At 59.5% G+C, this 26,025-nt stretch carries 26 protein-coding genes and 1 pseudogene; 13 read left to right on the forward strand and 14 right to left on the reverse strand.

From position 1 onward, the window contains the following. Window positions 1-2: 2 nt before the first annotated feature. A complete protein-coding gene (locus RGCCGE502_RS26675; RefSeq protein ID WP_016557323.1) occupies window positions 3-1,544 on the forward strand; it encodes a SpoVR family protein in 1,542 nt (513 codons plus the stop codon). On the opposite strand, the pseudogene RGCCGE502_RS39305 reads toward RGCCGE502_RS26675, so the two are convergent. The 3 genes and pseudogenes from RGCCGE502_RS39305 to RGCCGE502_RS26685 form a co-directional block, all read right to left on the reverse strand. Beyond that, a pseudogene (locus tag RGCCGE502_RS39305) lies at window positions 1,517-1,714 on the reverse strand (hypothetical protein); the annotation flags it as partial. The gene RGCCGE502_RS26675 and the pseudogene RGCCGE502_RS39305 sit on opposite strands and share 28 nt — an antisense overlap. Before the next feature lie 58 nt (window positions 1,715-1,772). Continuing rightward, window positions 1,773-3,050, reverse strand: coding sequence for a DUF3422 family protein (locus RGCCGE502_RS26680; RefSeq protein ID WP_016557324.1), 1,278 nt, complete (start codon window positions 3,048-3,050; stop codon window positions 1,773-1,775). 128 nt (window positions 3,051-3,178) lie between these two features. Next, window positions 3,179-4,402, reverse strand: a complete 1,224-nt coding sequence (locus tag RGCCGE502_RS26685) for a flavin monoamine oxidase family protein (RefSeq protein ID WP_016557325.1) — start codon at window positions 4,400-4,402, stop codon at window positions 3,179-3,181. Between the two features lie 104 nt (window positions 4,403-4,506). Between RGCCGE502_RS26685 and RGCCGE502_RS26690 the strand changes: the two genes are divergently transcribed. From RGCCGE502_RS26690 to RGCCGE502_RS26700, 3 genes are all read left to right on the forward strand, one after another. Beyond that, window positions 4,507-6,048: a cation:proton antiporter gene (locus RGCCGE502_RS26690; protein WP_019280287.1), complete on the forward strand. Its 1,542-nt coding sequence runs from the start codon at window positions 4,507-4,509 to the stop codon at window positions 6,046-6,048. Window positions 6,049-6,475: 427 nt separating this feature from the next. Next, entirely contained in the window at window positions 6,476-6,721 is a 246-nt protein-coding gene (locus RGCCGE502_RS26695; protein ID WP_244441797.1) for a MarC family protein, read from the forward strand. A gap of 371 nt (window positions 6,722-7,092) precedes the next feature. Beyond that, a complete protein-coding gene (locus RGCCGE502_RS26700; protein ID WP_016557328.1) occupies window positions 7,093-7,731 on the forward strand; it encodes a hypothetical protein in 639 nt (212 codons plus the stop codon). Window positions 7,732-7,811: 80 nt separating this feature from the next. Here RGCCGE502_RS26700 and RGCCGE502_RS26705 read toward each other — a convergent pair whose 3' ends face one another. The 7 genes from RGCCGE502_RS26705 to RGCCGE502_RS26735 all read right to left on the reverse strand — a co-directional run bounded on the left by RGCCGE502_RS26705 (window position 7,812) and on the right by RGCCGE502_RS26735 (window position 14,554). Next, window positions 7,812-8,249 carry a hypothetical protein gene (locus tag RGCCGE502_RS26705; protein ID WP_016557329.1) on the reverse strand — a complete coding sequence of 146 codons (438 nt, stop codon included), beginning with the start codon at window positions 8,247-8,249 and terminating at the stop codon, window positions 7,812-7,814. Window positions 8,250-8,532: 283 nt separating this feature from the next. Continuing rightward, window positions 8,533-8,916 carry a monovalent cation/H(+) antiporter subunit G gene (gene mnhG, locus RGCCGE502_RS26710; RefSeq protein WP_016557330.1) on the reverse strand — a complete coding sequence of 128 codons (384 nt, stop codon included), beginning with the start codon at window positions 8,914-8,916 and terminating at the stop codon, window positions 8,533-8,535. Next, a complete protein-coding gene (locus RGCCGE502_RS26715; RefSeq protein ID WP_016557331.1) occupies window positions 8,913-9,194 on the reverse strand; it encodes a K+/H+ antiporter subunit F in 282 nt (93 codons plus the stop codon). Before RGCCGE502_RS26715 ends, mnhG begins: the two co-directional genes overlap by 4 nt. Further along, window positions 9,191-9,664 carry a Na+/H+ antiporter subunit E gene (locus RGCCGE502_RS26720; protein WP_016557332.1) on the reverse strand — a complete coding sequence of 158 codons (474 nt, stop codon included), beginning with the start codon at window positions 9,662-9,664 and terminating at the stop codon, window positions 9,191-9,193. The genes RGCCGE502_RS26715 and RGCCGE502_RS26720 overlap by 4 nt, the downstream gene beginning before the upstream one ends. Continuing rightward, window positions 9,664-11,298: a monovalent cation/H+ antiporter subunit D gene (locus RGCCGE502_RS26725; protein WP_016557333.1), complete on the reverse strand. Its 1,635-nt coding sequence runs from the start codon at window positions 11,296-11,298 to the stop codon at window positions 9,664-9,666. The genes RGCCGE502_RS26720 and RGCCGE502_RS26725 overlap by 1 nt, the downstream gene beginning before the upstream one ends. Then, window positions 11,295-11,633, reverse strand: a complete 339-nt coding sequence (locus RGCCGE502_RS26730; protein WP_016557334.1) for a Na+/H+ antiporter subunit C — start codon at window positions 11,631-11,633, stop codon at window positions 11,295-11,297. Before RGCCGE502_RS26730 ends, RGCCGE502_RS26725 begins: the two co-directional genes overlap by 4 nt. After that, window positions 11,633-14,554 (reverse strand): monovalent cation/H+ antiporter subunit A, encoded by a 2,922-nt coding sequence (locus tag RGCCGE502_RS26735; protein WP_040675717.1) that lies wholly within the window; start codon window positions 14,552-14,554, stop codon window positions 11,633-11,635. The genes RGCCGE502_RS26730 and RGCCGE502_RS26735 overlap by 1 nt, the downstream gene beginning before the upstream one ends. Window positions 14,555-14,631: 77 nt before the next feature. Between RGCCGE502_RS26735 and RGCCGE502_RS26740 the strand changes: the two genes are divergently transcribed. After that, on the forward strand, window positions 14,632-14,925 hold the full coding sequence (locus tag RGCCGE502_RS26740) for a helix-turn-helix transcriptional regulator (RefSeq protein WP_081647316.1): 294 nt from the start codon (window positions 14,632-14,634) through the stop codon (window positions 14,923-14,925). Between the two features lie 87 nt (window positions 14,926-15,012). Here RGCCGE502_RS26740 and RGCCGE502_RS26745 read toward each other — a convergent pair whose 3' ends face one another. Continuing rightward, window positions 15,013-15,381, reverse strand: coding sequence for an RT0821/Lpp0805 family surface protein (locus tag RGCCGE502_RS26745; RefSeq protein WP_016557337.1), 369 nt, complete (start codon window positions 15,379-15,381; stop codon window positions 15,013-15,015). 252 nt (window positions 15,382-15,633) lie between these two features. On the opposite strand from RGCCGE502_RS26745, the gene RGCCGE502_RS26750 reads away from it, so the two are divergent. Further along, window positions 15,634-15,870 carry a hypothetical protein gene (locus RGCCGE502_RS26750; protein ID WP_016557338.1) on the forward strand — a complete coding sequence of 79 codons (237 nt, stop codon included), beginning with the start codon at window positions 15,634-15,636 and terminating at the stop codon, window positions 15,868-15,870. 33 nt (window positions 15,871-15,903) lie between these two features. Here RGCCGE502_RS26750 and RGCCGE502_RS26755 read toward each other — a convergent pair whose 3' ends face one another. Continuing rightward, a complete protein-coding gene (locus RGCCGE502_RS26755) occupies window positions 15,904-16,767 on the reverse strand; it encodes a DMT family transporter (RefSeq protein WP_016557339.1) in 864 nt (287 codons plus the stop codon). Between the two features lie 86 nt (window positions 16,768-16,853). Between RGCCGE502_RS26755 and RGCCGE502_RS26760 the strand changes: the two genes are divergently transcribed. Continuing rightward, a complete protein-coding gene (locus RGCCGE502_RS26760; protein WP_040675692.1) occupies window positions 16,854-18,275 on the forward strand; it encodes an aminotransferase-like domain-containing protein in 1,422 nt (473 codons plus the stop codon). Between the two features lie 22 nt (window positions 18,276-18,297). Here RGCCGE502_RS26760 and RGCCGE502_RS26765 read toward each other — a convergent pair whose 3' ends face one another. Then, window positions 18,298-19,068 carry a DUF1194 domain-containing protein gene (locus RGCCGE502_RS26765; RefSeq protein ID WP_016557341.1) on the reverse strand — a complete coding sequence of 257 codons (771 nt, stop codon included), beginning with the start codon at window positions 19,066-19,068 and terminating at the stop codon, window positions 18,298-18,300. Between the two features lie 252 nt (window positions 19,069-19,320). Between RGCCGE502_RS26765 and RGCCGE502_RS26770 the strand changes: the two genes are divergently transcribed. Then, window positions 19,321-20,277 (forward strand): S1C family serine protease, encoded by a 957-nt coding sequence (locus RGCCGE502_RS26770; protein ID WP_016557342.1) that lies wholly within the window; start codon window positions 19,321-19,323, stop codon window positions 20,275-20,277. Window positions 20,278-20,546: 269 nt separating this feature from the next. Continuing rightward, the gene (locus tag RGCCGE502_RS26775; protein ID WP_016557343.1) at window positions 20,547-20,759 is read left to right on the forward strand and encodes a hypothetical protein; all 213 of its coding nucleotides are present in this window, start codon (window positions 20,547-20,549) and stop codon (window positions 20,757-20,759) included. Between the two features lie 152 nt (window positions 20,760-20,911). Here the strand turns inward: RGCCGE502_RS26775 and RGCCGE502_RS26780 are convergent, their stop codons facing one another. After that, window positions 20,912-21,598 (reverse strand): GntR family transcriptional regulator, encoded by a 687-nt coding sequence (locus RGCCGE502_RS26780; protein ID WP_016557344.1) that lies wholly within the window; start codon window positions 21,596-21,598, stop codon window positions 20,912-20,914. Window positions 21,599-21,782: 184 nt separating this feature from the next. On the opposite strand from RGCCGE502_RS26780, the gene RGCCGE502_RS26785 reads away from it, so the two are divergent. The 4 genes from RGCCGE502_RS26785 to RGCCGE502_RS26800 all read left to right on the forward strand — a co-directional run bounded on the left by RGCCGE502_RS26785 (window position 21,783) and on the right by RGCCGE502_RS26800 (window position 26,014). Beyond that, on the forward strand, window positions 21,783-22,820 hold the full coding sequence (locus RGCCGE502_RS26785; RefSeq protein ID WP_016557345.1) for a 4-hydroxythreonine-4-phosphate dehydrogenase PdxA: 1,038 nt from the start codon (window positions 21,783-21,785) through the stop codon (window positions 22,818-22,820). A gap of 71 nt (window positions 22,821-22,891) precedes the next feature. Continuing rightward, a complete protein-coding gene (locus tag RGCCGE502_RS26790; RefSeq protein ID WP_016557346.1) occupies window positions 22,892-23,881 on the forward strand; it encodes a Bug family tripartite tricarboxylate transporter substrate binding protein in 990 nt (329 codons plus the stop codon). Between the two features lie 61 nt (window positions 23,882-23,942). Further along, on the forward strand, window positions 23,943-24,443 hold the full coding sequence (locus RGCCGE502_RS26795; RefSeq protein ID WP_016557347.1) for a tripartite tricarboxylate transporter TctB family protein: 501 nt from the start codon (window positions 23,943-23,945) through the stop codon (window positions 24,441-24,443). A 32-nt stretch (window positions 24,444-24,475) separates the two neighbouring features. Beyond that, a complete protein-coding gene (locus tag RGCCGE502_RS26800; RefSeq protein ID WP_016557348.1) occupies window positions 24,476-26,014 on the forward strand; it encodes a tripartite tricarboxylate transporter permease in 1,539 nt (512 codons plus the stop codon). Window positions 26,015-26,025: the final 11 nt, after the last annotated feature.

Consider the following 26,025-nt stretch of genomic DNA (forward strand, 5'->3'; position numbering starts at 1 on the left):
GAATGGCGAAACGCTCGAGCCCAGGCCTGCTCTTTGACGGTTCCGACTGGAATTTCACGACGCTTTCGCGCGCCTACGACGCCATCGAAACCGTGGCGCTCGATGAGATGGGGCTGGATATCTATCCCAACCAGCTGGAAATCATTTCGTCGGAACAGATGCTGGATGCCTACTCTTCGGTGGGCATGCCGCTGATGTACCAGCACTGGTCGTTCGGCAAACGCTTCATCTTCGAGGACAATCTCTATCGCAAGGGGCAGCGTGGCCTTGCCTACGAACTGGTCATCAATTCCAATCCGTGCATCACCTATCTGATGGAAGAAAACACCATGGCGATGCAGGCGCTGGTGACCGCCCACGCCGCGTTTGGCCACAACCATTTCTTCAAGAACAATTACCTCTTTCGGCAGTGGACCGACGCCGGTGCGATCCTGAGCTACATGGATTTCGCGAAGAAGTACATTTCCAAATGCGAGGAGCGGCATGGATTGAACGCCGTCGAGGCGATCCTGGATTCGGCACACGCCTTGATGGACCAGGGCGTCTTCCGCTACCGGCGGCCCCCGCGCCTTTCGTCCGAGAAGGTCAGGGAGCGTGCCCGCGAACGACTGGAATACGAGGAACAGACCTATAGTGACCTTTGGCGTACGCTACCGCTCGCAGCCGAGAACCGCGATCCGGAAGATGCCGAGCGCGATGCGTCCGAACGCAAGAAGGTACTCAATCTTCCCGAGGAAAACCTGCTCTACTTCCTGGAAAAGCATAGTCTCATCCTCGATCCGTGGCAGCGGGAAATCCTCCGGATCGTTCGGGTGATCGCGCAATATTTCTACCCGCAGCGCCAGACCAAGGTCATGAACGAGGGCTGCGCAACCTTCGTGCATTACACGATCATAAACCGCCTCTTCGATCAGGGCCGGATCAGTGAAGGCGCAATGCTGGAGCTCTTGGCAAGCCATTCCAACGTGGTCTTCCAACCCGCTTACGATGATCCCCGCTTCCCCGGGATAAATCCCTATGCCCTTGGCTTTGCGATGATGCAGGATATCCAGCGCATCTGCATGGAGCCAACCCAAGAGGATCGTGACTGGTTCCCATCCTTTGCTGGCAATGGCAATTGGCAGGAGACGCTCCTGGATGCCTGGGCAAACCACCGCGACGAGTCCTTTATCTTGCAGTATCTCAGCCCGGCAATGATCCGTAAATTTCGGTTGTTTCTGCTGAGCGATCGCGCGGCGGACAGTTTTTCCGAGGTATCGGCGATCCATAACGAACGAGGCTACGCGTCAATCCGCTCGGCACTTTCGCGCAGCTATGACGTCGGCGCCAGACAACCCGATATCCAGGTGGTCGATGTCGACCTCCTCGGTGACAGGCAACTCAGGCTGCAGCACAATGTGAGGAATGGCATCCTTCTTCAGGAAAGCAATCGTGATGCCACCTTGGGGCACATTCGCCACCTGTGGGGCTACGATGTGAGCCTCAGTGGTATCGATGGCTCAACGGGCGCTGTCCTTTATGAGTGCTCGACAGCCGATCGATAGGCTGTCTGCGCAAGTTCAGTGACGTCTTTCGCCTGAAACCCCCACCGCCCATTCCCTCGCCTGCTGGCGCAAAGGATCTCCAGCACCATCTCCGATGCCCGCGCCAGGCGCGTCCCGACCACGAAGGGCTTGTTGATCAGGATCGTTTCCGTGGCGTCGCGCCATTGCTCATCCAGTCAGCGAAGGATCGTCCAGTGTGACCCTCCAGCAGTGCTGCCGTTGATAGCATCAATGCTTGTCTTCTTCGGCATGCCTGCGCCTGATGCTTCGCACGACAAGCCACATGCCGGCGACGACAACGGGAACAGACAGGCCGGTCAGCGTTTCCGGGGAAACCTCCAGGCCGACATTATGTGCGCCCTTGGCCAGATAGCCGAGCAGCCCGACGACATAGTAGGAGATCGCGGCAACGGACAGGCCTTCAACCGTCTGCTGCAGCCGCAGCTGGAGTTGAGCACGACGGTCCATCGAATTGAGCACCGTGGTGTTGATGCGCTCCAGTTCGACATCGATCCAGCTTCGCAGAAGCGCTGTCGCGCGGGCCAGTTTGCGCGACAGGTTCGCTTGGCGTTCCTCCACGGATTGACAGGTTCGCATTGCCGGAGCAAGCCGCCGCTCAAGGAAGGCGCCAAGCGTCTCGCTGCCGGGCATCGCGGTTTCCGCGAGTGCCCGAATACGCTCCTGGACAATCTCGTAGTAGGCGCGGCTGGCGCCAAACCGGTAGAGGCTGAGCGCCGCATTCGCCTCCAGTTCCGCGGCAAGGCGTGTAATCTCGGACAACATCTGGTCCGCTTCGTCTCGCGCATGCAGCTTCATGCGCTGGGTAATCGCCGTCAGGCCCGATTCGATCTGGCGTATTTCGGGAGAGAGTGATTGCGCCAGTGGCAGGCCCATCATCGCAAGCGTCCGGTACGTCTCAATATCGAGAAGGCGCTGGACAAGCGCGCCGCGAGCGCTGTCGGACATGCCACGGTCGATGACCAGAATTTTCGTCAAACCGTCTCCGTCCTGACGAAAATCGGTGAGGATCGCAGCCTGGCCATTCTTCAGTTCGCTTCGGCACAGGCTGGTCGGGTCGAAGACAGACCTCTCCTGCTCGGTCTCGGGCGTGTCAGGTCGGATTTCCAGCCTTATTCCGGAGATGAATGGCCCCGGTGGTGAAAAACTTGCGCCGAAAGGATGCACGGCAATCGTCTGGCCAAACCTGTCCGGTGCCGGACAATCCCAGAAATATGTCGAAAATTCCGTGTGCCGCTCCCAGCGCAGGGTTCCCGGCCCCCAACTGATTGCGTGATGGCTCATTTCGCGGGCGGGTGGCGCAACCCCGCTTGGCCGGGAAAGATCCGCAAGCGTGTCATGATCGTTGTCGCCAGCACTTTCCGTCAGAAAGGCGAGCTGAAATATGACGCGCGACGCGGAAACGAGCGCGTATGGCCGCGCATGGAGTTCCCCGAGCGAGCGTCCTCGAATGTCCGCAGGCGGAAAGCCAAAGCTTCCGAGCGTCATGCATTCATTCCTGTGTCCATGATCTGTCCCCCTGACCCTGAGCCGTCGGCATGCAATCAGCTCGCCCCGCGCCTGTCCAGCGGCATTGGATCCAGCGACCGTTTGCCACACCAGAAGGAGACACGTGCTCAGGCAAGCCGCTCGATTACCTCTTCAGCCGCTCTCAGCCCGCTCAGCCAGGCTCCATGCGCCGTGGAAAAGTCAAAGGGGTGGGTCGCCTCGCCGGCGAAGAACAACCGGTCGGCAACGGGCCGCGCCAAGGTCAAGCGGGCGCTGGCATGCCGCGGCAATGCATGGCTGTAGGAGCCACCCACCCAGTCCGTCCGACACCACGATGATGCTGCAAGCGGCCGCAAATGGCGACTGATATGATTGCCCAGTTGAGCTGACAGCTCCTCGATCGCAAACGCAAAGGCGTCAAGGAGCCCGGCACGCTCGATCGCGACCGCACCCGAGCCACCGAAGAAGCCTTCGATCACCGGCCGACCAAGCGGCCGGATATAGTAACTGCCGGTATCACTTCCATGTGGATTGCCCAGCAAATGTGTCTCGGGTTCAAGCCCATGGTCGCCGTGCAATTCGAAGAACAGCTTGTCCGCAAGGCCAAGCGGCAATCTGCTTGCCGCCTCGAGGTGGTCGTCCACCTCCGCGTCGAAGGCGATTGCACCTTTGGACAAGATGTTCGTCGAGGCTGTGACAATCGCCGTACGCGCAATGACAGAGCCACGCTCGGTGTCAAGCCGGACGCCATGATCGGTCAGGGCAATGCGACGCACGGGCAATGAGAGCCTTAGCGCGACGTCAGGAAGGCTTGATGCGATCAGGCTCCCATATCCTTTACGCACCCGCCAGTTGGAATCGGTCGACGCGTTGTCATAGGCAAGGAAATCTGCGACCGACAGGCGGTCGAGGGCGGCGCCATTCATGTATCCGCTCACCGCCTGACAATAATTGTTCCATTCGCCATCTGGCGGCAGCAGATCCGATGCCCGGTCGCTAGCCGGAGGCGTGCTTTTCATGCGCTCCTGGAGGAGCGACCATGCCGCCGCGGCAGCACGTTGCTCGTCGGCAGGAAAGCCGAGATCATGCCATTGCTTTTGCCAGGCCGTGGTGCCGGATTCGATCTCGAACCCCTCTGCCTGCGCCAGTTTGACCAAGGGATTGCGTTCGGCCGAATGCAACCAGCCGCAACCCATGTCGAGTGGCATTCCAGCAAGTTCGATTGTCCAGGCGCGGCCGCCGACGCGGTCGCTTGCTTCAAGCAGCACCACCGAACGTCCGGCCTTCGCAAGCCGACGCGCCGCCGCAATGCCTGCCGCACCCGCGCCTACAATCGCAACCTCGTAATCCATCTTCGCGCTCCGCCGCCGCGGTACCTATCGACTGTGGGTCCTTCGACCCTTATAGACAATTCACGACCGCTTCAATGCGCGCGAAAGCCTGGTACTATTCAACGATGACGTTCTTTGAAACCCTCGTCGCCTTGCTTGCGGTCGCGATTTTGCTTTTGCAGGTAACGCGGCGAATGCAGCTGCCTTACCCGGGCATTCTCGCAGCCGCCGGCGTCGCCGTCGCGATGCTGCCCGGCGCCCCGATCATTCCAATCGACCCGCCGACGGCGCTCGCCCTGTTCATCGCGCCGGTCCTCGTCGATGCAGCCTATGATTTCCCGCTTGGCGCTGCTCGGCGCATGGCTTTGCCGCTCTTCGTCTATGCCGTGGTGGCCGTGCTGATTACGACAGGCGTCGTGGTCTCGATCAGTTCGTTGACTGTCGGCCTGCCGCTTGCCGTTGCGGTCACGCTTGGAGCAATCGTCGCTCCGCCTGATGCCGCTGCGGCGACTGCCGTCCTCTCCAATTTGCCGGTCTCCCGTCGGGTCGATGCCCTGTTGAAGGGGGAGAGCCTCTTCAATGACGCCACCGCACTTCTGCTCTTCAGCGCAGCGCTGACCGTCCAGGCCCGTGGTGGCGTCGACATGGGAACCGTCGCGCGACTTGGCATTGCGGCTCCCGGCGGCATCGCCTTCGGTATTGTATTCGGCTATCTGGTCTCTCGGCTGAGGCCCGTCACCGACAATACGGTCGGAGGCACCCTGCTTCAGTTCGTCTATGCCTTCGCGACGTGGCTGATCGCCGAAAGGCTGCATCTGTCAGCTGTGCTGGCGACCGTCTCGTCGGCGATGACCATTGCAGTCCTTGCCTCGGTCAATGATTCCCCGCGCATGCGCGTGCATTCGTTCGCCGTCTGGACAACTGTCGTCTTCCTCTTGAACGTTGTGGCATTCCTGCTGATGGGGTTGCAGGCGCGTCGTATCGTGGAAGCGATGTCGGCTGCCGAACTGAGCCGGGCGGTTCAGTTCGCTACGATCGTTGTCGCCGGCGTCATTGCAGCGCGGCTTTCGGTCGCCTTCCTCTTTCACGCCATCGTGGGCTTGCGTCATCGGCGTGGAAACAAACTTGCGCCCTTCGCATCCGGCGAAACCCTGCTTGTAGGATGGTCCGGCATGCGCGGTCTCGTGACACTTGCCACGGCCTTTGCCCTGCCAGCCGATTTTCCGGAACGAAACCTCGTCGTTCTGACCGCCTTCTCGGTGGTCCTGGCAACACTGGTCATCCAGGGAGCGACCTTGGCCCCGATGATCAGGGTGCTGAAACTCGGACGGCAGGCAGAGGGTCGCGAGGAGCTTGAGACAGCGCGGAGGTCGTTGGCCGAGGCGGCGCTTGTCCGGCTGGCGAGCGAGAATGGCGCGGAGGCCGAAACACTGCGCCAAGCCTACCGTGAGCATTGCGAGAGAGGCAGCGACACCGGCAAGGGCGATCAGGTCGACCGACGGCAGGTCCTGTCGCGGCTGGCGGTCCTGGCGCAACGCGAACGGCTTGAGGAACTGCGGGATTCGGATCGGATTGGACCGGGCCAATACCTCGAATTGCAAGAGGACCTGGACTGGAAGCAACTCGCCACCGGCTCCGACGAGGAGCGGCGGATTTCCGAAAGCTAGGTCTTGTCTTGAGTCACATTCCAGCCTCTCCCACGACGACCGATGTCCAAAGATAGAGATGGAACGAGGCTTGGGTTAGATTACCAAGGTGGTTTGGACATGCTGTTGGGGGAACGACATTGGGCATTTGCCAGGGCCTCGCTGGATTGTGGTTCAGTTATCGACTTCGGTTCAGAACACTCTGGCACCGCTTTCAATCTCTTTTCATAGTTCTGATCTCGGGATTTAAACGCTGGACATTCGATGCAATCCCTTGCTCCGCTTGGAGCGGATGCCCCGGCGCCAGAGTTGCGCACGCAAGTGATATTCTTCAAGCTTCTCATGCTCGGACCAATCAAGATCCTCATCCTCTTGTGACGATGACACGAGGCTCCGATCTCATCTCAGACGTCGGCTGGCCACAACGGCTGCTCTGTTCTCGGCGGCAGTGTTGGCGGTCGCGGGCGTGCTCGGGCGAACTATGCTGGAGAACTTCGAGATCTCGTTGCCTGTACTGGCAATGACTGGGGGTATCATCCTTTTTCTTGTGGCCCTGCAGACCGTGCTGCAACAGTCTGTTGGAGCGTCCGGCCAGGCCCAAGAGTATGGCCAGCCAGCGGAGATGCGTCTTGCACTCACTCCCCTCGCTTTCCCGACGATCGTCACGCCCCACGGCATAGCGTCACCTTCTTAGAGGAAGCATGCTCGTTTGGAATGCACCGTGGGAACACTGACCTTATTGCCGTCCGTCGGTGTTTGGTCCGCTCCTGGATTGAGGACCGAGCTTGCTCCGACACTCGAGTCAGTCATCATTCTGAACCAATCTTCGGTATACGCGAGCGAAGAAGGCAAATCCTGCCTCAGGGACAATAGTGCGTAAGATGAAATCGAGGGGACCACAATGTTGTGATGGAACCATTCGGCCGGTGAGGCCTTAATGGTCGCGAACGGCTGCGCAGAGCGAAAGGCTGTGGAAATTTTGGTTTCGCTCCTCGCTTTGCGCGTCGGCCGGGTTGCTGTTGGGTGCTGGCGTGCTATTGCCCGATCTTCCTCGGGAGAGATTCGATGGCCTTGATCGATATTCTGGCGTCTGTGGCCCTCGCTGCTGCCTCGACTGTCACTGCCTCCATTTCGCCGGCTGAAATGGCAACGCCGCCTTTTAGGCCGTTTGGTGTTGCGCAGGATACGCTACCATCGGCGTTGGGCTGCAAACCGGTGTATGGCGAAGTCACCGATGCGACTGGACAGTACGCATGCTCCACCCTGCCTGGTGGAAACGGTCTGTTTGATCAGTACGTACTCGCCTATGTCCAAGGCATGGGAATATGCAATGTCGTTGCCGTGTCCCGCTATATCAATGACGACCAGCGCGGCACCACAACCCGGGAGGTCTACAAGGAAGCTGCGTCATTGCTCGCTTCGCAGTTCGGTCCTGCCGATGAAAAAGTTGATCACGCTGCCACATCAAAATACGGCAAGGATGGGATGTTCCGGGACGCTGTGGTGGCGCAGGAACGGCAAGTCTTCGAGCAATGGGACAATCTGAGCGCAAAGTACCAGAATGCGCAATCGGCAAGCGTCACCATCTCCGGCAGCGATGAGCTCGGACTGGCCGTCTACAGCATTTTCCGCTTTGCCCACAACGACGTGTGTCTCAGCGCGCTACAAGAGCAGACAGGTTTGTCCGGCGACCAGGGGGACTGATCCCTTGACGCCGGCGGCCCGCCGTTCTAACGGACGGCGAACCGGAAAACGATCTACTGAGCACCTCGGTCGCCACCCGGTCAGTACATGAACAAGGCCCGAAGCCGCGAAAACAGGCTTGGCTTTTCTGTGCCGAGCACGCCTCGCACATAGTGGGCCGCCGTTGCGGCGCTTACTGTTGCACCGAAATGGCAATAGCAAAGAACGTTATGCAGTTCGCCATCGGTAAGACCGAAGAACGTCTTGGCTTGGCCATAAGTATCATCTTCAAGGCCGGACAAACGCAGGATCGGATCATCGAATGCGACCGAAATCGGCGAATTGTCGCTACGCAGGCGCGACAGAATTGACGTCGGCTGATGCTCCGTCTGATAAAGCGTCGCCAGCCGCCGATTCGGGCTAGCCTCGAGGAGCGCCACCCAACGCGCAAGGCGTTCGTCGCGCGACATGATGCGTTGCGGAAACGCCTGGTCGACTTCCGCAACAGCTTGCAGTTGTTCTAATGTCTGATGTTTCATAGTGGGCTCCATCCGGCTGATAATTGCGCAGCCCCGTTAGCATCTTCGCCCTTTGAATGGAGCTAGGGGACAACGAGGTCCAATCAAGATCGCCCCGCGAGGTTTTGTTCGTGCAGACGAAGAGTTGATCGCCTGCCACTCGACCCGCGACCCGTCCCTACAGCGGATGCCGAACTAACCGATCAAGATTCATTGGTTGAATAGCGCAGCCGCCGCTCGAGATTGTTCGTATGGCCGATCTCGACTGGGGTCATTTGCGCCATCCATGCTGCGACGGCTACGCTTAGCGCCACTGACCTTCAGACCTCGGCCTCGCCTGTCTCTCTTTGCCCGGAACTTTCGGATTCCTCTCCGACCGATCGCGGTGCAGAGCGGCGCGGGCGAGCAGCATGAAGGTCACTGGCGTCGTGATCGTAACGAATATCCCGATAAGGATTTCGTGAATTACCAGTCGTTCGGATGCCACCGAAAAGAAGATCATCGAGCCTAGCATGATACCGCCGATCCCCCAGCTCGTGCCGAGTGTCGGTGCATGGATGCGCTCATAAAAGGTCGGAAGTCGCAGAAATCCAATCGCTCCTATCAACGCGAGGGTCGCTCCAAGCAGCAGGAAGGCTGCGACGGCTACGGCGACCGGAAGAGAAAGATCTGTTGCATCATAAATCACTCAATTACCTCCCCGCGCATCAGGAACTTGGCAAGCGCAACGGTGGCAACGAAGCCAAGAGCGCCGATGACAAGGGCTGCCTCAAAGTAGACCATCCGTCCGGTCCCGACAGCGAAGGTAACAAGCAAAAGCATCGCGTTGATGTAAAACGTATCGAGGCCAATGATGCGGTCCTGGGCACGTGGCCCTATGAACATTCTTATCGATGCACTCGCCATCGCCGCAACCAGCATCAATTGCGCAATCGAAACCGCGGTGAACACAATGATGGCGCTCATGCGAATATCTCCATCAGCAGTTTCTCATAGCGGTTCTTGACGGTGTCGCGCCACACCGCTTCGTTCTGGATGTCGAGGACATGCAGGAGAACGGTGTTGTCGTTGGAGTCGTATTCAAGCCACGCAGACCCCGGTGTGCTTGTCAGAATGATCGCGAGGAGTGCCAGGGCGAACCGGTTGCGAACCTCCAGTTCGATGGTCAGGAAGCCCGGGTCGTGCCGCCTGCCGCGTCGAAGGATGATCCATGAGACTGAAAGGTTGGACTTCACGATATCGACAAGAACCCGGAAGAACAATTTTGGAAGAAGGTACCATTTCACCAGGGCTGGTTTCTCGGTGCGCAGTGATGCCATGCCCCAGGAGGCAAAGACTGCGACGAGGATGCCAAGCACGAGTTGGCCGATGCTGAACCCGTTGAGTAGCAACCACATCAGGACCAGACACACGGTCAAAATGGGATACGGAAACATTATCTTCCCTCCGCATCGCCGCCGGTGGCTGAATCCGGGTAGCCAGGAATTCTTACCGCGTTTCTTACCGCATCAATATAGAGGCTGGGTTTGCTCAGACTACGAATTGTTGCGTCCATGTACTGCATCGCTGGACCGGCTTGGACCGTGAGTGCAAGGGTAAGCGTAAGCAGGAACATCACCGGCACCATCTCGATGACCAGCACGCGTGGAACCGTTTTCTCCAGCGAGGTCCAGAAGGTGCGAATTCCCGCACGCGTCATCGAAATGAGGGCTGCGACACCGGACAGGATCACGAGAACGGTCAGCGCCCAGACCGCCGCAGTCGGCGGCACGCCGATCGCCCCTGCTCCCATCATCGTCGAGAGCATCGCGAATTTTGCGACAAATCCGGAAAGCGGAGGAAGGCCGGAAAGCAGGATGGCACATGCGGCAAAGCAGATACCGAGGATGGTCATGGTGCCGGGCATCGTGACGCCATTACTTTCTTCTTCTTCGTCCTCCTCCGCGTCTCCATAGACTTCCATGGTTACGGCAAGCACGTTGGCGCCGGCGTCCTGGCCGCGTTCGACCAGCTCTATCAGCATGAAAAAGGCGCTGATCGACAGTGTCGAGCTGACGAGGTAAAGCAGCGCGCCAGAGGAAACCGCACCGTCGTTAATCCCGATGACCATCAGAAGTGTTCCCGAGGAAACCAGGACGGAGAAACCCGCCAGGCGCCCGAGTGCCTGCGAGGCAAGCACGCCAATGGCGCCGAAGATCAAGGTGGCCATGCCGCCATAGAGCAGCAAGACGGATCCGAAGCCGGCTGATGGGCCCTCACCGAAAAGCAACATCGTCAGGCGCAGGATGACGTAGATGCCGAGCTTGCTCAAGATTGCGAAAATGCCGGCGACGGGTGCCGAGGCGGCGCTATAGGCGGTGGGTAGCCAGAAGCACAGTGGCCACATGCCAGCCTTGATCAGGAACACGATGCCGAGGATTCCGGCACCGGCTTCCATCAGCATCCGGCGATCGGGTTCGATCTCGGGAATGCGGGCTGCAAGATCGGCCATGTTAAGCGTTCCGGCCGTGCCGTAGATGAGGCTGACACCGATCAGGAAGAGCAGAGCCGCAACGAGGTTGACTGCGATGTAGTGCATGCCTGCCTTGACCCGCAGCGGTCCGGAACCATGCAGCAAAAGACCGTAGGAGGCGGCCAGCATGACCTCGAAGAAAACAAACAGATTGAAGAGGTCTCCGGTGAGGAAGGCTCCGTTGACCCCCATCAGCAGGAGCTGGAACATGCTGTGGAAGTGGGCGCCCACCGCGTGCCAGCGGGCAAGTGAAAAAACGAGCGCGGCAACGGCGAGGAGTGCGGTCAGGACGAGCATCAGCGCCGAGAGTGCATCCATCACCAGCACAATGCCAAAGGGTGCAGCCCAGTTGCCGACGAGGTATACGCCTTCGAAGTCACCTTGCCCGACTTCGGTCCGGAGCAATGCAAGGGCAACAAGGATCAGAAGGATCGTTGAGCCGAGGCTGATCATCGCCTTTGTCGTGCGCCGACGCTCGTCGACCAGGAGGAGGACGGCACTCGCGACCAGCGGAAGCAGGATCGGCGCGACGACGAGGTGATGCATCCAGCCGTTCATCGCGGCTCGTTCCTGCCGTCGACGTGATCATTTCCAGTCAGACCGCGGGAAGCAAGCAGCACGACAAGGAAAAGCGCGGTCGTTGCAAACCCGATAACAATGGCCGTGAGAACGAGCGCCTGCGGCACGGGGTCTGCAAGGGCAGTTGCCGGAACATCTTCCCCGAGGATCGGCGGCACATTCGCCTTTACGCCGCCCACACCGAAAATGAAGAGGTTCACGGCATAGGACAACAATGACAGTCCAACGATCACCTGATAGGTGCGCGGACGCAAAATCAGCCAGATCCCGCAGCTGGTCATCGCTCCGATCGCGATGGACAGGACAAGTTCCATTACCTCTCCTCGGATTTGGCAGCGTCGATTGCACGCAGACGGTTGATGCGAATTGACTGGTGGGCGAGTGCGACAAGAATGAGCACCGTCGAGCCAACGACCAGACTGAACACGCCGAGGTCGAACAACAACGCGGAGGCGGCGGGCATCTTGCCGATGAGCGGAAGCTCGATATACCTCGAATGAGACGTCAGGAACGGATAACCGAGGATCCAGGCGCCCGCACCGGTCAAGACAGCAGTCAGAAGCCCTGCCCCCATCCAGCGCAATGGCAGGATGCGAATACGATCCTCGGCCCAGCGCGTTCCGCCCGCAAGATACTGGAGCAGGAAGGCGATCGAAAGCGTCAGGCCGGCGGAGAAGCCGCCGCCTGGAAGATCGTGACCACGCATGAAAATATAGACGGCAAGGGTGATGATGACGGGAAACATCCACTGCATGATGACGGAAGGTATCAGCAGGTAGTCCCGGACAGTATCACCGGCGGACCTCTCCGGCCGCTCCTCGTCGAAACGGTTCTGTATTTGCTGCTGCTCCGGCATGTCCATGCTGTCAGCGGCCGGACGGAAGCGGCGCAGCAAGGCGTAGACCGTCAGGGCGACGACGCCGAGCACGGCAATTTCGCCGAGCGTGTCGAAACCGCGGAAGTCGACGAGGATGACATTGACGACGTTGCGTCCTCCCCCTTCAGAATAGGCGTTTTCCAGGAAGTAGGTTGCGATGGCGTCGGGGACGGGCGTGGTCATGACAGCGTAGGCCATGAACGACATTGCGATCCCGCAGACGACGGCGAGGGCCAAATCCCGAAAGCGACGGAAGCGTGCGCGCAGCGTCATCGCTTCGCCAAATCCCTCCGTTCGCTTCGGCAACCACCTGAGGCCGAGAAGAATGAGGACGGTGGTGACAATCTCGACGAGAAGCTGGGTAATCGCAAGATCCGGAGCTGAAAGCCATACGAAGGTCGTGCAAACGATAAGACCGACACCGCCGAGCATGACCAGCGCCGCCAGTCGATGGTATTTGGCAAGATAGGCCGTACCGATCGCCAGGCAGATGCCGATTGTCCAGAGGATGGCAAAAACAGGGTCGACACCTGAAATCTCCAGGGGGCGGCTTTGAAAGCCCCTGAGATAAAGAGGCACCAGACCAGCAGCAAATCCCATGATCACGACCCAGCGAAGCTGGGGCTGCAGCTTGCGTGTCCCAAGACGCTGCTCGGCAATACGGGCCCAGTGCCACGAGACCTCGACCAGGATGCGTTCGAATATGCGCTGCCCCCTGAGGCGCCGCAGCAAAGGGGGGCCGTCCTCACAGCGCGCGAAGTAGTCCTTCAGCGCCAGGAATATCGCCGTCCCGGCGACAAGAGCAATCAGGCTCATGATCAGCGGCAGATTGACGCCATGCCAGATGGCCAGGCTGTATTCCGGCGTATCGCTGCCGAGCACGCCGATCACCGCGGTCTTGAGGAATGGTCCAATGGAAAGTGCTGGAATGATGCCGACAATGAGACAAAGCACCACCAGCAGTTCGATCGGAAAGCGCATCCACCGCGGCGGCTCGTGGGGATGCTCGATCGGGAGGTCCATCGCAGGCGGACCAAAGAAGACGCTGTGAATGAAGCGGATTGAATAGGCGACGCTGAATGCGGATGCGAGGGTGGCGACGTACGGCAAGATCCGATCGAGGATCGAGTCCGCGTGCGTCTCGACTGCCTCGGCAAAGAACATCTCCTTGGAGAGAAAACCGTTGAGCAGCGGAACGCCGGCCATGGCCGCACTCGCAACGATGGCAAGGGTCGCGGTAAACGGCATGAAACGGAACAGGCCGCTCAACCTTCGCATATCACGCGTGCCGGTCTCATGGTCAATGATGCCGGCTGCCATGAAGAGAGATGCCTTGAAGGTCGCATGGTTGAGCATGTGGAAGATCGCAGCGACGGTGGCGAGCGGGCTGCCAAGGCTGAGCAAGGTGGTGATCAGCCCGAGATGGCTTATGGTCGAATAGGCCAGCAGCCCTTTCATGTCCTGCTGGAACATCGCGAAGTAAGCACCGAGCAGCAACGTTATCATGCCGGCAGCGCCGAGGATCCAGAACCATTCCCACGTGCCCGACAACGCCGGATAGAAGCGCGCAAGAAGAAAAACCCCTGCCTTCACCATGGTGGCCGAATGCAGGAACGCAGATACTGGCGTTGGCGCGGCCATGGCGTTCGGAAGCCAGAAGTGGAAGGGGAATTGTGCGCTCTTGGTCAGCGCTCCAAGCAGAATGAAGATGAGCGCCGGCACGTAGAGCGCATGGCTGCGGATGACGTCACCCGAACCAAGGATCTTGTCGAGGTCGTAGCTCCCAACGATCTTTCCAAGAAGAAGCAGGCCGATCAAGAGGCAGAATCCACCAATGCCCGTCACCGTGAGCGCCATTCGGGCACCGTCGCGGGCGGCTGCGGTGTTATGCCAGTAGCTGATCAAAAGGAACGAGGAGATGCTCGTCATTTCCCAGAACACCGAAAGCAGGATGACGTTTCCCGAGATCACGATGCCCAGCATCGCGCCCATGAAGGCGAGCAGGAACGAGAAGAACCTTGGCACCAGGTCTTGCTCGGACATGTAGTATCGTGCGTAGAGGACGACGAGCAGCCCGATCGCGGTAACGAGCATGGAAAATATCCATGCGAAACCATCCATGCGCAGCGAGAAGTCGAGACCGAGCTGGGGCAACCAGGCAACGCTGTACCTGACGACTCCGCCATCGGACACCGCGGGGTACACGCTGGCTGTCAAAAGAAGGGCGGCGAGCGTCGTCAGGCCCGCAAGGCCGGCCGGAAGGCGGCGGGACGTCGTGTTCAGCAGACAAATGGATAGAAGACTTCCCACAAAGGGCAGAATAAGCAGGACAACGAGTAGAAATGGTCCGCCTGTTATCCCAACACCTTGATCCTCTTCGTTTTCGTATGGTGAGCAGCGAGCCCCGTCTGGCCTGCCTAGCAATACATGTAAATTTGCTATATATGTTTGATAACAACCAATATGGGCAGCTTCGGACGATGGGTCAAGCTATCAATGCCAAGATTTTGACGCCGGCACTCTGTCGCGGGGCGCGAGGGCTTCTCGACTGGACCCAAAGCGAACTCGGTGATCGATCTGGCGTCTCCCGTAGCACGGTGCGTGACTACGAAGGCAACCGGCATGACATCCATCGGGCAACGGAGGCCCAACTGCGCCTTGCCTTCGAAAGCGGTGGGGTTTCCTTCGTGAGCCTTGACGACGATACCGTTGCAGTCTGCGTCAGATAAGTCTTGCTCCGACCGAATTTCATCGTGACTGGAGGACGATGTCTGCGACGGCTCAGAGCTTCAACTGATCGCTAAGATCAGTGACAGTCAATTTGCGGGCCTGACCTTCCAACCTGCAGTGGCAGAGTGGCATGCGACCCCCTTGAACCGAGATTCGCCCTGCAGAGAGCGCTGCGTCGTCACGAAACCTCTGCACTCGCCATCCGAACCCGGCGCAACCGTGATCTCCGAGATCACCCCTGAACTGCCGGTTGACGGATTTCCCCAGGCAAGTGGTTCGACGCCGACCGTCGACTGGCCGACCGTCTCGGCAATGACCGAAGTGTCGGCCCGCCTGTTTTGGGCCGTGGATTGTGTAATCAGCGACGTATCGAGAGGTTCGACGCTCGAGCAACTCGCGAGCGCCAGGACAATCAGTCCCAGGGGCAGCCACTTCATTCGCATCGAGCTGATCATTACTGAATCCCGTTTTAAGCAATCTGATCTTTGCAGCAAGACCTTTCAACCCTCTTAAATGAGAGGAATCGAAAATTCACAGTGGCGGGTCTTGTTGATCACCTCCCGAAACTTTTCATTCGAAGGGCCGATAGGGTTCTCCGTCGCATTGAGAACATATAACGTCGCATATAAGGGTTCGTTAAAATTAAAAGAAACTAATCTCGCTAGCAACGAAATAAAGCGCGCTCGAATCGCGCATGGGACGCAACAATGAAACCCTCTGAATACAAGGCGGCACTCGCTGTAGTCGGATTGACAGCGAGCACCGTCCAGCAGCTGTTCCAGGTGGATCACATGACGTGCCGTCGTTGGGCGAGCGGCGAAGTATCCGTTCCGCGGTCCGTGGAACTTAGCTTGATGCTCATGGCATCAAGAGGTGTGAACTGTGCGCAGGCGATGATTCTCATCGGAAGCGAAGCGGCAGCACCCCATCTGGACGCTGCCTAGGCTTCTGAGGACTGCGGGCGATTCAGCCGATGGTCAGTGCGCGAACCTGCGGGCGGCTCCAACGCAGGCGATCACGGCGGCCGTTACCGCAAACATTCCCCCGGTGACGGTTTCATTGAGCAATGTCGCAGCCAGGATCAGGCCGAAGAACGGCTGCAGTAATTGCAGCTGGCCCACGCCAGCGATACCCCCATGGGCAAGGCCGTGGTACCAGAAGATGAAGCCGATCAGCATGCTGAACAGCGACACATAAATGAGACCAGCCAGCGCAGGCGCACCGATCCCGGAGAAGCTCGAAGGCATTGACCAGAGCGAAAGGGCACCCATGACAGGCAGCGACAGCACGAGCGCCCAGGAAATCACCTGCCATCCTCCCAGTCGTCGGGAAAGCGTCGCGCCTTCCGCGTAGCCAAGGCCACAGAGCGCGATCGCCGCCAGCATCAGGCCATCTCCGGCCGGAGCGGCGGTCAAACCCTGCAGGATGGCGAAGGTACAGACAAGCGCACTCCCCGCGACCGCAAACAGCCAGAATGCCGGTTTCGGGCACTCGCCGCCACGGATGACGCCAAAGGCCGCCGTCGCGAGTGGCAGCAGTCCAATGAATACGATCGAATGTGCTGACGTGACATGCTGCAATGCCAGCGCGGTCAGGAGCGGAAAACCGACAACGACCCCCGCCGCCACAATCAGCAGTGACGGGATATCACGTCTTGCCGGGCGCTTCTCGGAAAAGGCGATCACAAGCAAAAGGGCGAGGATGCCGGCGATCGCGGCCCTTGTTGCGGTCAAAAACACCGGATCGAATTGCGTCACCGCCAACCGCGTGGCCGGCAGGGATCCGCTGAATATCACGACACCGACAAAGCCGCTGAGCCATCCAGATGTTGAGCGTTTCATAAAAATTCCTCGTGTTGATGCCGCTTTGATCGCGCCAAACCGCTGACAATGCCAGCAACAGTCTGATACAGTTTGACAAAACTGTTATGCTCGGGGCACCCATACAGATGGAAGAGACAGGGCAGCACACCATCACCCGCGTGGAAACCGTCATGGCCACAATCCGCCAGAGGATCGCGGGGAGAAGCCTGACGACCGGGGCAAGGCTGCCTTCGGTCAGGGCCATGGCGACGTTTGTTGGGGTTTCCACATCAACCGTCGTCGACGCATACGAGCGCCTGGTTGGAGAGGGCGTGATCCTCTCCAGGCCAGGCTCCGGGTTCTTTGTTGCCACACAGGCCGCACCATTCTCGTTATCGGCTGCCGGTCCCAAGCTCGACCGCGCCGTCGACCCTTTCTGGGTATCGCGACAGTCACTGGAGGCAAAGGAGGGTGACCCGAAACCCGGCTGCGGCTGGCTGCCCTCGTCCTGGCTCCCCAATCAGGCAATTCGCAAGGGATTGCGCGCGCTGTCACGCAGTGATGATACGGCACTCGCCGACTATGGTTCCCCCCTGGGACTGGAGCCGCTGCGCCAGCTGATTTTGAGGCGAATGGCGGACCGCGGAATGGAAGCATCGCCCGGCCAGATCATGCTGACGGAGTCGGGGACCCAGGCAATCGATCTTCTCTGCCGTCTCTTTCTCGAGCCTGGCGACACCGTACTCGTCGACGACCCATGTTACTTCAATTTTCAGGCGCTCTTGCGGGCCCATCGCGCAACCATGGTCAGCGTCCCCTATACCCCATCGGGGCCTGACATCGAACTTTTCGCGCAGGCGATGGAGCAGCATCGCCCCCGCCTCTACATCACCAACTCGGCAATTCACAATCCAACCGGCGCCACACTTTCTCCGGTCGTCGCCCACAGGGTCTTGAAACTTGCCGACCAGTTCAATCTCACCATCGTCGAAGATGATATCTTTGCGGATTTCGAGCACAGCATTGCGCCCCGCTTGGCAGCATTCGACGGCCTTGACCGGGTGGTGCACATCGGCAGCTTCTCAAAGACCCTGTCCGCCTCTGCACGGTGCGGGTTTATCGCGGCCAAGAAAGACTGGATCGAAGGCCTCATCGACCTCAAGATCGCAACCTCGTTCGGCGGCGGGAGGCTTTCGGCCGAACTGGTCTACAAGGTGCTGAGTGACGGCAGCTACCGCAAGCACATCGAAGCCCTGCGCACGCGCCTTTCGAAGTCGATGTTTGAGGCAAGCGCAAGGCTGAAGCCTCTTGGCATCCTTCCCTTTGTCGAACCCCAGGCGGGAATGTTTCTCTGGGGTCGCCTTCCGGGGAATGTTGACGCTGCAGGCGTCGCTCGCGCCGCCCTTGACAGGAATATCGTGCTGGCGCCGGGAAATGCGTTCAGCCTGTCCCAATCGGCGACGAACTACATGCGCTTCAATGTTTCCCAGTCCCTTGACGACAGGGTCTTTGAGGTTTTGCGCGAGGCGTTGGAAGGTTTTCCTTGAAGCAAGCCAGCCGTCCGAGCGCTCAGCGATCGAACATGTCCTGCCATTGCCGCTCTCCGATCATGCAATCCGTCTTCGGCTGGCCCGCGATCCTGTGGAAGGGTGCAGGATCGAGGCCACTCACCTCAAGGACAAGCTTTCGCCGCACCGCGGTTGCGAAGTCCTCGATCTTGTAGACCGGCAGGACGAAGGAACCCGGCCCCCCAATGACACAGTCCGCGTAATATTTGTCGAGGCCGCCAGGCGGGCTGGAGGGACGCAGCATCAGCGCCAGCCCGTTGATGACGACCCCGGCCTCAACTGCCATGTCGCGGGTTGGCGCAACCGGATTTCCGGAATTGTTTGCTCCATCCCCCGAGACATCGACCACTTGTCTTTGACCGGAATAAGGGCTCGATACGATCATGGCCGCACCCTGCGCAATGGCCGTCGAGATCGATGTCCGGCGCTGTGTGGTGATCGGCCGCTGCTCAAGCTTTGCAGCAAAGTCGATGGCGTCCTGTTCCGTGGCAATCAACTGCCAGTCGATGACCGACTCCGGAACCACATAGCCTGCCCATTCGAAATAACTGATGGCAATGCGGCCGTTGAGCCCGGCCGTAACCGCGTCGATGAACTCCCGGTGCCTCAGCGCCTCGACGTAGCCTTCGCGCTGGATGCGAACCTCTTCCTGGTCCATGGACCGGGACGTATCGACAGCCAGCACAAGCTTGACGTCGACCTCGCCTCCGGGTTGCGCGGCAACCGGGGTCGGACCGGACATACTCAGGAGTACTGCAAGGATTTCGAGCATCGGGCTCCCGTTAGATCGTTGGGCCGCTCGAAATGTAGCACATTGTCGCCTTCGCCCTTTGGCTCGAAAGTCAACTTTCGGTGATGGTGGCGCGTCCGTGCGACAAATCCGCCGACGGCCCTGCCTACTTGATTTGGGATTTGAGCCACCTCATTTGATGATCATTGTTCAACCTGTCGAACCGACAGCCCCTCGCTTCTGCAGCCGCTGCCGTTCCTCATTTCGACGCTTCCTGCGTCCGAGGAGTTTTTCATGGGATTCTATGATCGTGACATCCAGCCGTCAGACGCCGGGCTGCTGGATGCCTATTCACAATCGGTATCGCACGCAGTCGATCTGGTTGGCCCCGCTGTCAGCCGGATAGAACGAACAGGGGGTCGGGCCGGACACGGATCCGGCTTTGCGATTTCGCCCGATGGTCTTGTGATCACCAACAATCATGTCGTCGAAGATAGTCGGACCGTGCGTATCAAGACGCCGGAAGGGTCTGCGATCGAAGGGATCGTTCTTGGCCGCGACCCTGACAGTGATCTTGCGCTCATTCGCGCCAATGACTGGCCCGGTGCATTTGCAAGGCTCGGCGATTCCAAATCATTGAAGCGAGGCCACATCGCTATCGCGATCGGCAATCCGCTCGGGTTTGAATGGACGGTAACGGCTGGTATCGTCTCAGCGCTCGGGCGTTCGATGCGGGCTGCTAGCGGCCGCCTGATGGAGGATATTATTCAGACCGATGCAGCGCTCAACCCCGGCAATTCTGGAGGGCCGCTGGTATCGTCGGCAGGCGAGGTCATCGGCGTCAATACCGCCGTGATCCAAGGCGCGCAGAGCATTGCGTTTTCGGTCGCATCCAACACCGCCCAGCACGTTGTGTCTGAGCTGCTCCGCTTCGGACATGTGAGACGCGCCTATATCGGTATTGCAGGTGACACCGTTGCATTGCATCGTCGCATCGCGCTTCAATCCGGCCTTGAACAGACGACCGCAGTGCGCCTGCGCCGGGTAGAAACGGACAGTCCGGCAGCGCGCGCGGGACTACACGAGGGAGACTATCTGCTTGCAGTCGACGGCCAGCCGACATCGGGTATCGATGACGTTGTCAGGCTCCTTGACGGCGACAGGATCGACATGGATGTCGAAGTGTTGATCTTCTCCGTGGCGGGCCGGATCGAGCGCCTCATGCTGCGGCCAGCACATCGGCCGGCCTAGTCCGGCGAGCTTCTGCGTCGACTTGGTTTCCGTTTCTGACGACGATCTATTTGTGGTCAGCCGGAGTAAACCCGGAGTGAACGTTGAACGGCGCTCTCATGCGGAGCGTCCGTCCAATCAGCGGCGGTTGATGATCTCTGCGCTCGAGGCAATCAAATTGGCCAGCACGCACGCCCGGCCAAGATCTTCACTAAATGGTTACAACAGGTCTCATTGTGTGACGGAACCGGTCCGCTCCCGGAGGTGTTTGCCAAGGGAAAGGAGTGGCCATGACTGAAGACCTGTATGAACTGTCATATTCCCTCGCCGCGTTGCAGAAGCAGTATTGCCTGAACAGAGGTGAGGCCCGGCGGTTGATGGCCAGCTTTGGCAATCACCAAAAGGAAATGGACAGGCTTCTTGCCGCAAGAGGGCGAACGCAACGCCATCGCGCGCGCGAAATTCGAACCCCGGTCGCCAAGGTGCCCTTCGGAATTGGTTAGTCCCCCGTCATCCATGTATTTCCGCCTCGCCACCCCGGACACGATCCGGTTCCTTAGACCAACCATGACTGATCAGGCGATGCCGGATCCCGGGCGCGCCCAGTGCGACCCAGAGTGACCCAGACGATCGCACCGGCTCGCCTGATAGCGGTCTAGATAGCGCTTCGGACGCGCTCCCAGGCGTTATCAAGATGCCGGCCAAGAACTTCCGCGAGTCCACTCTCATCTCTCGCCTCGAGAGCAGAGATCATTTCCTCGTGCTCGGCTACGGCCGCGGCCCATTTTTCGGCGCCCTCGTGGCCAATGAAGCGGATGCGCTTCAACCGCGTCTGCAGCATCTGGTGCACTTCACTCAGCGTCGAGTTGCCGGCCAGCCTGACAATCCCGGAATGGATCTCCTGGTTGAGCTTGTAATATTGCAGGCGATCCCCGGCGCGGTAACGTGCAACCATTTCGTCGTGCAAGCGGCGCATATTGGCGATGTCGGTATCGCTTGCCAACTGACAGGCAAGCTTGCCGGCAAGTTCCTCGAGATTGCGAAGCACCGTCAGCATGTCTTGAACGTCCTTGGCGCTGAAGCGCTTGACGACGGCGCCGCGGCTCGGAATGAGTTCGACAAGACCTTCACTGGCAAGAAACTTGATCGCCTCGCGCAAAGGCGTTCGTGACACGCCAAGCTGCTCTCCGAGCTGCCCTTCGTGGAGACGGGTTCCGGGCTCAAGTTCACCCTCTATGATCATGTCACGCAGGTGATTGACCAGCGTGTCATGCAACGCCGTCCGCCGGATCGGGCCATGGCCACTTTCGGCTCGTCGATCGAGCGTGCTGGTATTGTCCATGGTGGTTCCATCTGTTGGCCGCACTCGCAAAGCCGCGAGTCAGCGGCTCCGCGAATTGAAAGCATGGCAAGGCTGCAACCGCTCGTCAACGCAAAAATGCTGCATACAGAATACAAAAGACTTGATGCAGCATTTTGAATGCCGTATGAAGGTTGCCGAGCCCGATCGAGGAGGACAAGACATCATGAGCGTGACTGCAGCAGCCGACACCCGCCCCGTAATAGCCCTCGCCATGGGTGATCCGGCCGGGATAAGCCCCGAGCTGACAGCGCGGCTGCTCGTCCTCGATGACGTCCGCGAGGCGGCGCACATCATTGCCATCGGCGACCGCCGCATTCTCGAGGAAGGCGCAGAAGCCGCCGGGCTGACGCTTGACCTGACCGCCGCCAGCCTTGATCGCCTTGGTGAGGCGGGCCGTGACCGGCACATCTTCGTCGACCTCGAGAACCTTTCCCCCGTGGACGTCACGCGTGGAGAAGCGACGCTCGCTGGCGGAACTTTTTCAACGCAGAATTTTCGCGAAGCTTTGAAGCTCGCGAACGCCGGCGCGGCCGAGGCGGTCTGCTTTACGCCCTTCAACAAGAAGGCAATGCGCTACGCCTATCCGGGATATGACGACGAAATCCGCTTTGTTGCTGATGTCCTTGGGTTTTCCGGCAAGGTGCGCGAGTTCAACGTGCTGGAGAAGGTCTGGAATGCGCGGGTGACATCCCATATTCCTCTCTCCGAAGTCGCCTCAGCGATTACCGTCGATGGCATCCTGGGCGAGCTCGAGCTCGCGCGGGCCTGCCTGAAGCGCGCCGGCCACGATGATCCGAAGATTGCCGTTGCGGGCATCAATCCGCATGCCGGTGATGGTGGCAGCTTTGGAATGGAGGAGATCGACATCATCGAGCCCGCCGTCGCTGCTGCCAAAGCGCGGGGATACAATGTCGAAGGTCCCTTCCCCGCGGATACAGTTTTTCTGCGTGCGCTCAAGGAAGGCTTCCAGGCCGTGCTGACCATGTATCACGACCAGGGCCAGATCGCCATGAAGCTCATGGGGTTCGACAAGGGTGTGACGATGATGGGCGGCCTGCCCTTCCCTCTTTGCACGCCTGCTCACGGCACGGCCTATGACATTGCCGGGAGGGGTATTGCCGATGTCGGTGCGAGCCGAGAAGCCATCCTGCTCGCTGCCCGCATGGCCAAACGGGCTTCGGCCTTGTCTGCGGCGGCTTGATCGCCCTCGTCTTGCCTGAAATTGCGGCACGCAGGAGGTCTCGTGCCGATGATCCAACGGAGGAGTTGACTATGAAGAAATACCTGTCTCTCGCGTGCGTCGTTGCGCCGGCACTTGGGGTTGTCGCCCCTGCACATGCGTTCGAGCCCACACGCCCTGTTGAATTCGTGGTCACCGCCGGCCCCGGCGGCGGTACCGACATTTTTGCTCGAACAATCCAGGCCATCATCGGCAAGTACGAACTGATGAAAGCCCCTGTCATCGTCACCAACAAGGGAAGTGCTGGTGGCGCCGAGGGCTTCGTCTACACAGCCGGCTACCACGCGGACGCTTACAAGCTCGCCTTCGGCACCAACAACGCCTATCTGCTGCCGGTCCGCGCCAAGGTCCCCTACAAGGCAGAGGATCTCGTTCCGGTTTCGGCGCTCGCGGCAGACGAGTTCATTCTCTGGGTCAACGGCAAGTCGGAATTCAAGACCGCGGGCGATTTCGTCGCAAAGGCGAAGGGCTCATCGGATATGAAGGTCGGCGGCAGTCAGTCCAAGGATGTCGACCAGATCCTGACCTCGATGATCAACGATGCGTCCGGCACGAAGCTCGGCTATATTCCATTTAAGAGCGGTGGCGAGGCAGCGGTCCAACTGGCCGGTGAGCACATCGCGGCTAACGTCAACAATCCAAGCGAAAATCTCGGCCAGTGGCAGGCCGGTATGGTCAAGCCGCTCTGCGTCTTCAAGTCGGAGAAGCTGAAAAGCGGTGCCAATGTCAATGGCGACCTCGGCTGGGCCGACATTCCGACATGCAAAGACACGGGCATTGCCATCGACAACTATTCCATGCCGCGCACCGTATGGCTCCCGGCTGGGGTGGACGCCGATGTGGTGCAGTATTACGCCGACATCCTCAAGAAGGTCGCCGAAACCCCGGAGTGGGCAAAGTACCTGTCCGACACGTCGCAGTCGCCGGCCTATATGAGCGGCGAACAGCTCACTGCCTTCATCAAGACCGATGAGGCTGCCGTAAGCCAGGTGCTGAAGCGCGAAGGTTGGCTGGCCAACTGATCCTCCCAAGATCAGGGCGGACGCCGCCAGGCGCCCGCCATCCATTGGAAAGGCTCAAACAATGCAAGTTCATCCGCAAAGTGGTTTGTCGCGCTTCGTCATGGAAGTCGCGGTTGCCGTCCTGACCGGCGCGTTCGGGGCAGCCATCTCGATTGGCTCGATCGAAGCTGGCGCAGGATGGACCGACATGGGCCCGGACGCCGGCTACTTTCCCTTCTACATCGGCCTGTTGATCATCGTCGGAAGCCTGGCCAATCTGGTCTTCGGGTTCGTCAGGCACCGTGGTTCGCAGGAGATCTTCGTCGAGACCGGTCGCTTCAAGGCCGTCCTCGGATTTTTCCTCCCGCTTCTGGCCTTTGCGGCGGTCTCGACGTTTCTTGGTCTCTATGTCGGCTCGGCCCTCTACATTGCCGGAGCGATGATCTTTCAGGGTCGTTACAAGTGGTGGATCGGTCTGCCGGTCGGCATCGGCGTCGCGCTCTTCTTCTTCATCATCTTTGAAATCGGCTTCAAGGTTCCGCTCCTGAAGGGGCCAGTCGAGGCCTGGCTCGGGATCTACTGATCCCTGCTGCCGGGTGTCTTCGGAGGAAAGACATGGAAAATATCGGTCTGCTGATGGATGGCTTCGGCCACATCCTGAGTTGGAACCATATCATGCTGATGATGCTCGGCGTCACGCTTGGCATCCTGGTCGGCGTCTTGCCCGGGCTCGGAGCCCCAAACGGTGTTTCGCTGCTCCTGCCACTCACCTTCTCGATGGACCCAATCTCGGCAATCATCCTTTTGTCCTGCATGTATTGGGGCGCGCTGTTCGGAGGGTCGACCACCTCGATCATCTTCAATATTCCAGGCGAGCCATCCTCCGTCGCGACAACCTTTGACGGCTACCCCATGGCCAAGAAGGGCGAGGCAAGCCGGGCTCTGACGCTTGCTTTCGTGTCCGCTGGCCTCGGCGCTCTGGCAGGTGTCGTCATGATCACTCTTTTGTCGGGTTGGGTTGCCAACTTCGCGCTCCGCTTTTCCTCGCCCGAATATTTCGCGGTCTATTTCCTTGCCTTTTCGAGCTTCATTTCCATGGGCGCGCAATCGCCGTTCAAGACCCTCGTGTCGATGATGATCGGCTTTGCCCTGGCTTCGGTCGGTATGGATACGATCTCCGGCAACCTGCGCCTGACATTCGACATCCCCGAGCTGATCAAGGGCGTATCCTTCCTGATCGCGGTGATGGGTTTGTTCGGCATCGGAGAACTCCTGCTCACGACCGAGGAGGGCCTGCGCTTCGATGGCATCAAGGCGCGTGTCCGTCTGGGCGAGATCGGCCGCACGCTGATGGAGATGCCCCGCTACTGGTTCACCATTGTGCGCTCGACGCTGATCGGCATCTGGATGGGCATTACGCCGGCAGGCCCGACCGCGGCCTCTTTCATGAGCTACGGGGTTGCAAGGCGTTCGGCGCGCGACAAGTCGCAATTCGGCAAGGGCGATCCCCGTGGTATCATTGCCCCTGAAACAGCCGATCATTCCGCCGGTACGTCCGCGCTCCTGCCAATGCTCGCAATTGGCGTTCCCGGTTCGGCAACCGCAGCCGTCATGATGGGTGGCCTGATGATCTGGGGACTAACGCCCGGACCGACGCTCTTCACCGATCGGCCTGACTTCGTCTGGGGTCTCATCGCCTCCATGTATCTCGGTAACATCGTCGCCGTCGTCCTTGTCATCGCGACCGTACCACTCTACGCCTCGATCCTTAGAATTCCCTTCTCCATCATCGGCCCGATCATTGTCGCGGTCATTTTCTCGGGTGCCTATCAGGTCGCGAACGCGGTGTTCGACATGTGGCTGGTGCTGGGCTTTGGTGTCCTCGGCTACATCTTCAAGAAACTGGACTACCCCCTTGCTCCGCTTGTCCTGGCGATGGTGCTCGGTGACAAGGCGGAGGACGCCTTCCGCCAGTCCATGCTGATGTCCGGCGGCAGCCTGGCGATCTTCTGGTCGAATGGTCTCGTGACGACACTCATGCTCATCGGTACGGCGTTGCTCGTCTCGCCGCTCGTGTTCTGGCTTGTCGGCCGTCTTCGCGGCCGCAACGGTGAGCCCGCCGAAATTGATCATGGCGGCAGGCCAGCCGCCTGACGGGATGACCT

Source organism: Rhizobium grahamii CCGE 502 (genome assembly GCF_000298315.2).
GTDB lineage: Bacteria > Pseudomonadota > Alphaproteobacteria > Rhizobiales > Rhizobiaceae > Rhizobium > Rhizobium grahamii.